Below are 5,494 nucleotides of genomic sequence, written 5' to 3' on the forward strand. Positions count from 1 at the left end.
TAGCCCCGTCCTCTCAGGAGTTGGGGCCTCCGGCAAACCAGGGGCGGTTCAGTTCAGTGGTATCTCAGCGGGTTCGCGAACTCTGCTCCTAGTGGAGGCTTGATCCTGCTTCAGCACATCGCAGGCCAGCGCTCCGAATGTCGATCTCCGTTGCATGCCGGACACAGACAGAGACGGCCTGCGACGTATGATGACGTCATATTCCAGTCGATTTGATCAGCGGTTTACATGTTGCATCGGATACTACGATGGTCGACTGTTCCTGCCGTCGCCGCCAGCCTTTCCGGATGTTCGATCTACCCGCTTCCGGAGGATACCGTCGGACTCGACAGCAACCAGATCGCGACCTTGATACGTTGCCATACGCGCGACGCCATCAGGAACGAGATCACCACGAACACCTCACTCCTGGGCGACGGCATCGCCTACGACGGCCTCTCCGGCACAGAGGAGGCCAGGCGGTTGCGGGAGAACCCCGTCCTGTTCCACAGCCTCGACTACGGTCGCTTCTCCCAGCCCCTACGAGGCCTATTCACCTACTACAAGGACGCGACCGTCGCAGACGACTTCACCATCGACACGACGGAGGTGAACACCAGCGGCGTGGGTCTGACGATCTTCGAGAAGTTCCTGTCAGGCACGAACAGCATAGGCTTGGCAACCAAGAACGACCGCACGAGGGAGGTCAGCCGACATTTTAGGATATTCGACAGCTTCGACAGCCTGGCCAGGCAACTGCCCGAACAGACCTGTGCCAGCGTGCCGGGGGCGGCGAATTACGCCTTCCCGTCGGCGGGGCTGACGCGAATACGTTCGTTGGTGCATCATTTCACGGTCGCCAACCAGCTCGGGAACCTCGGCGGATCGAGCAACACGGACTACACAACCGCCGAGATGACCGACACCATCACCTTCACCACCAAGAACACCGGCAACCTGGACCCGGTCTTCGCCCTGAGTCCGGTGACGCACGCCTACGTGCCGACGAGCGTCTCCGCGACGGTCGACAACAGCCGCGAGGATAAGCACACCATCATCGTCCTGCTCCGCCTTCCGTCCGACCGGAACAAGCTTCCGCGCTTCGACGAGGCGGGGTACCTTACCGTGGCGCCCAGCGAGCGCCAGAAGGCCGTCGCCGCTGGGGCCCTCGACCGCCAGCGGGACTACAATCAGCAAAACGACATCAGCAAGCTGACGAGCAGCCTTACCAGGATGTCGCCCTGACCGATGGAGGTTCATCGATGAGTGATCATGTTCCCGCAAAGGCGTCGGACCGGTATGACATACCCGTCGAGATCGTCTTCGACGCCTTCGCTCGCCTTGCCGCCAACGAGAGGCAAGTCGACTTCTGCAAGTATTGCCAGGACAACGGCCTCACGCTGGCAGCGTCGGCAACGCTCATCGCCTACGCCAAGAGCATTCTCAAGGAGCTGCCGGAGGCCAAGACGCGTCCCACTCAGGAATGCCCCGACTGCCCGACGCCCGGCAACTAACCTTTCGCCAACCGGTGTTTTGGCCGACGGCTCTCTCAAGGTGCTGGAGCGGAGGACCGTCAGGTCCAAGGCACGGCGGGGTGGCTGGACATGGACAAGGTGATCGTCTGCAGCACACGGGGACTTGGGGCAAAGTACGGCGCGTCATCCGTCGACCGCATAGGGGAAGCGATCCAGCGCCTCGTTCGGGCGGATGCCGGGCGCGGACTGGCGACCGCCGCGATCGACATCGCCGACGACGCACTGATGCGCGAGCTGGGAGGAACCGCAGTCACGGATCCGCAGGATCAAGAGGGGGCCAAGGCCGCGGTCGACGCAATCTACGCCCGCATCCGTCCGGACTACGTGGTCCTGCTGGACGGACCGGACGTGGTCCCGCATGTATCCCTCGACCGGATACCCGGCCTTTACGATGCCGACCTCGCGATAGACAGCGACCTGCCGTACGCCTCGCCTGCACCGTTCAGCCGCCGCGCAGATGCATACCTGTCCGTGACGCGCGTGGTCGGCCGCATCCCGGTTCCACGAGGCTTCGGACGGCACGACGAACTCCTGAAGCTTCTGGACTTCGCCGTGGATGCCAAGCCCGCCACCGGCGGCACGGCGCCGTCGTACTTCTGCCTGAGCGCGGCCGACTGGGAAGGCTCGACGAAGGCCAGCCTATCGTGCGTGTTCGGGAATCACGACGACCTCCTGCTGTCTCCTGAATCCGCGCACGTCGCGATCAACCCGCTTCTCGGTCGCGCGATCCACTTCATAAATTGCCACGGGGCCGATGCCGACCCATGCTTTCGGGGGGCGCTCGACGGCGTGTACCCCGTGTGCATGGACAGCGGGTTGGTGCGCCCGCTGGTCGCTCCCGGGGCGGTGGTCGTCGCCGAGTGCTGCTACGGAGCGCAGCTGTTTGGGACGGGAGGGAAGGGGCTGGATCAGGCCCCGATGGCGTTCGCCTACGCCCTTGGCGGCGCCGCTGCCTTTGTCGGGAGCACGACCCTGTCGTACGCGCCGCGATCGACCAACGGGCAGGCGGATCTCCTCGCACAGTATTTCCTGGGCGCAGTGCTGAAGAACGCGTCCACGGGGCGATCGCTGCTCGAGGCGCGACAGGAGTTCGTCCGGCGGCAGGTCATGTCGAACCCCCTCAACCTCAAGACCCTTGCCCAGTTCGTCCTCTATGGCGACCCATCGCAAACTCCGTTTCCGAAGGCACAGGCGATGAAGGTAGACTCCGAACAACCCGTCGACACTGACACTCTGGCCGACGCCTCGGCAGGCCGAAAGCTGCGGCGCGTAGCGCTGGAAGCGGCCGGCAATGCCGCGGCCGGTTCGGCGACCCGCCTCGGCCGCGCCGTGGGCCGTGGGCCCGCATCCCTCGACCGCCTCCGGTCCCTGGCTGCTTCAAGAGGATTCAGGTCTGAGCCCCGGATCTATGCAGTAAGGGGCAGCCAACAACATTCACGGGCTGCCGGTGCGCTGGTTGACGACCGCAGATTGGCTCTGGTCGTGGAACGGGGACCGGACCACTACGGTGGACCCGCCGGAGTCGCCAAGCCCTCATACCGGGTCCTGAGCGTCCAGCTTGTCGGCGACGCGGTAGCGGCCGTCCACGAGGCCGAGAGCCGCTGAGCGATTGTGATCCGGCCTTGATGAAGCAAAGGCGGCGTCGCCCCGTCCCTGAGGCCGGTACGAGACTCCAATCTCCAGTCGGGTGGCTGTGGTATAGATCGGTGGTGAAAGGGTGTGGCCAGTCGACGTGTTGCGCGCCTTGCAAGTTGCCCCGTAATCCTGCTGCCAAGCGGGCTGGTTCCGCAGCTAAAAGTTTTGAAGGAGCTGCAGTGATCCAGCCCGCATACATTCCTGAAGGCGGACGACAGACGGTCGCCCACCACCGACATGCATTGACGCTTGCGCGTAACGAAGGCCACGAGCGATCCTGCTCATGGAACCGATTCGATTGGAGAACTGAGCCCTGCCCAACGCTTCGACGGTGTCGACAACGGACATGTGCGCCGACTGGAAGTATCTCACGCACATGCTTCTACGCGTGGAGCGGTTCCCACTCGATCGTTTCCCTTCCACGGCGGTAAAGTACAGCCACGAAGTGGACCTGTACCGGTACGCGGAACCGGCCATCGAGGCGGTCGGCCCAAATCGCGAGGCCAGCGTCTGCATCGTGACGAACGCTCTCTTGGATCGGTTCCCCGCCAAGCGCGTGCTCGCATCCGAGAGCTGGCCGGGATGGGACGGTGGACGTTGCATCACCCTGAAGGCCTTCAGGTATGCCTACGCTCTTGCAACCGGCAGGCTCGACATGATCCCGCGGCATGAAAGGCGACTGATCCGCAGCCTCTTGGTAGCGGGATGCAGGGTTCCGGACTACGCCGCTGTCGCGAAGCGCGCCCTCGCGGCCTTCGACGGCACGATCGCGCTGGACAGCCTGGACGGGACGCCACTTGGACAGTCAGACGCGGTCGAATTTCGATACCCTTGGAGGGCGTGGTCTGGTCATGGGAATGGTGACACGCGTTATGCCGAGGCCTCGGCGTTCGCTCGCTTGCACGTGATCCAGTCGAACGACGCACCGATCGTCTTGGAACTGTGCCGCCCCGACGAAAGCGGTCCGCTGCCGATCAGGTTGGTCGAGGGCTTTGCCGTTCGCCCGATCCTCGCGCCCGGATCCTGGCGCCCGATCGACGTTCAGGAGTTCCGCGAAGCGGTAGGCGACGGACGTGCGTGGGCCGACAATCCATTCCTGTCTCGCCAAGCCGGGCCATCTTCCATATGCCTGAGCGTGGACGACGTCGTCGGTCCCGTGCGCCGCGAGAACAGACGCGATGTGCAAGCGCGGGAGGACGCCGAGGCGGACTGTCTTCAACGCGCGGGTGACCTCTTCGTCATCGACGGCATCGTGTACAAGAGCACCATGCCCCCAAGGCTGCACTTGATCGTCTCACGCATCACGGACGCGATCCCGTCCGCTTGGGATGCACGTATCTCCCTGGCGTGGAGTCTCAGCGGCCCACAACCGGAGGCCAGCATAGAGCTGGCGACCTGGATCGACCAGGACACCCTCCGCAGTCGATCCCGGCGCGAGTGCTTCCATGTCGACTGGCCTTCAACAGGGCCAGCGCGGCTCGGGTTCGCAGCGGAATTGCAAGGCGTGCTCTGCATGGCCCTGACCGCGTTCGGTTACGATGATCGAAACCCTGGTCTGAGGGTGAGCTCCGATCCGGTATTGCTGGGAGAAGTCCCGCCGACCGATGCAGAAATGCAGGAGGCTTCGGTTTGGGCCAAGGAGGTGTCATCCGCCAGAACTCCGAACTCGACGCACCACATGAGCACCGCCGAGATGTGGAGGACGGCGAACGAAACCAGCATACGCCGCGCGCTCGCAGAAGCACTGACGGAGACCTTGAAACGCACCATCCGAGACCATGAGGAAGAGATGGACATGCTGGCGTCCATCTAGATTTCGTGGATTCGCGTGCACGTTCGATCGAGATCAAGGCGCGGAAGGGAATGACGTGGTGCAAGCCCGCTCCGGGATGTTGCGGCGTGGGCTTCAAGGCGGTGCGTGGTGGGCGTTGATCAAGGCCTGAGCGGGATTTCGAGGATGGCAATCGAGGGCTGAACATCGTGCAGTCGGCCCCCAACAATTCGAACCATGCCACTCCCGGAGCCCCTTCAGAATCGATTGTCCTTGGGCATCGTGCGCTGATGCAACCACGCTCGCGCAGCCTCTTCGATGATTTCGTAGGCATTCACCTTCTGGACCAGGGCCGCTGCCTTTATCTGCAGGATTACGTCCTCATCCAGGTACACGAGCATCGCGCGTCTTCCGTCCGCGCGGACGGGCGCCCCCTTGCCTGGGGTATGCCTTGGCCTGCCCTTGCGGACCTGCTTGGCTTCGAAATCGAGGGTTTGCGCCTGTTTGGCCATTTTTGTTCCGGATCGTGTCCCCTGACGTGGTGTAGCTGATGAGGCCATCACAGTGCCCGGCT

5 protein-coding genes are annotated in these 5,494 nt (G+C 63.5%); 4 read left to right on the plus strand and 1 reads right to left on the minus strand.

Annotated features, from left to right (window positions below):
- Positions 1–228 precede the first annotated feature (228 nt).
- The 4 genes from P7D22_RS22135 to P7D22_RS22150 all read left to right on the plus strand — a co-directional run bounded on the left by P7D22_RS22135 (position 229) and on the right by P7D22_RS22150 (position 4,962).
- On the plus strand, positions 229–1,224 hold the full coding sequence (locus P7D22_RS22135) for a hypothetical protein (RefSeq protein WP_319936419.1): 996 nt from the start codon (positions 229–231) through the stop codon (positions 1,222–1,224).
- 17 nt (positions 1,225–1,241) lie between these two features.
- Positions 1,242–1,493, plus strand: a complete 252-nt coding sequence (locus P7D22_RS22140; RefSeq protein WP_319936420.1) for a hypothetical protein — start codon at positions 1,242–1,244, stop codon at positions 1,491–1,493.
- Between the two features lie 90 nt (positions 1,494–1,583).
- Positions 1,584–3,119: a C25 family cysteine peptidase gene (locus tag P7D22_RS22145; protein WP_319936421.1), complete on the plus strand. Its 1,536-nt coding sequence runs from the start codon at positions 1,584–1,586 to the stop codon at positions 3,117–3,119.
- Between the two features lie 376 nt (positions 3,120–3,495).
- Complete coding sequence (locus P7D22_RS22150; protein WP_319936422.1) at positions 3,496–4,962, plus strand: hypothetical protein; 1,467 nt, start codon at positions 3,496–3,498, stop codon at positions 4,960–4,962.
- Between the two features lie 215 nt (positions 4,963–5,177).
- Here P7D22_RS22150 and P7D22_RS22155 read toward each other — a convergent pair.
- On the minus strand, positions 5,178–5,494 hold a 317-nt coding region (locus P7D22_RS22155; RefSeq protein WP_319936423.1), incomplete at its 5' end, for a hypothetical protein.

It is taken from the genome of Lichenihabitans sp. Uapishka_5 (assembly GCF_033947565.1).
In the GTDB taxonomy this organism is placed as follows: domain Bacteria; phylum Pseudomonadota; class Alphaproteobacteria; order Rhizobiales; family Beijerinckiaceae; genus Lichenihabitans.